Below are 858 nucleotides of genomic sequence, written 5' to 3' on the forward strand. Positions count from 1 at the left end.
CCGTCATAGAGCAGCGTCATCTGCTGCGTCTCGTTCAGCACATATTCCTGCAGCAGATAGACGACCGCGCAAATGGCGATCACCGCAAGCACGACCGGCGGCAAGTTGAACACCGGTTCGCGACGCCCGGGCTCGGGCGCCTCGTCCGGCGATGGTTCGGTTTCAGCGGGGCTTGCCGGTTCGCTCATGCGCCTTCGCAGGTCTGGGACTTGAGGTTTCGGCGAGCATGTAGATCACGCCCGTTCGAATCACAAACGGCTAATCGCCACAGCGTCCCAGCAGAAAAGGGGCGAATCAAAACAGGGTCGAATCAAAAAAGAGGCCGTCCAGGTGTCCCCCTGAACGGCCGGTCGAGTCCCCTGCTCCCCGTAAACTCGTGACTGAAGTGCTGCCGGTCGCTGCGAGAACGACCGTTTTGGAGTGGTTTTGGTGTGCCACAGGCCTCAGTGGCGCGCAATGTAAACCACTTGTTAACCTTAACGACCCCGAGGCGTGAACAAACGTTAACGATACTGGCACGCATCCTGCTCCGCACCGCATGAAGGTCATCGGAGGGCGCCCTGTCTGTTCGCCGATGGGACATCAAAAGACAGATTGTGCGGAGCGGAATGGAAATGAAAGAAAAAGGATCGATCGCGCTGTTCCAATATTGGAACCAGTTGCGTGATGGTCGCCTCGCCCCGAAGCGATCGGAGGTGGAGCCGGCCGACATCAAGTCGCTCCTGGCCGACACCTTCATCCTCGAGCGCGATACGCGTGGCGAAGCGGTGTTCCGGCTGGCCGGCACAAGGCTCTGCGCCTATTACGGCCGCGAGCTCAAAGGCTTCTCCTTCCCTTCGCTCTGGCGCGAGAAGGACC

Annotated in this window: 1 protein-coding gene and 1 pseudogene; one reads left to right on the forward strand and one right to left on the reverse strand. The window is 59.8% G+C overall.

All coding sequences use genetic code 11. The features are described 5' to 3' along the window. A pseudogene (locus EOD07_RS36035) lies at nucleotides 1-188 on the reverse strand (rhomboid family intramembrane serine protease); the annotation flags it as partial. Between the two features lie 426 nt (nucleotides 189-614). Here EOD07_RS36035 and EOD07_RS36040 point away from each other — a divergent pair. Then, the coding region (locus EOD07_RS36040; RefSeq protein WP_127238485.1) for a PAS domain-containing protein at nucleotides 615-858 on the forward strand (244 nt) is incomplete at its 3' end.

The sequence above is a fragment of the Mesorhizobium sp. M2C.T.Ca.TU.002.02.1.1 genome (assembly GCF_003997225.1).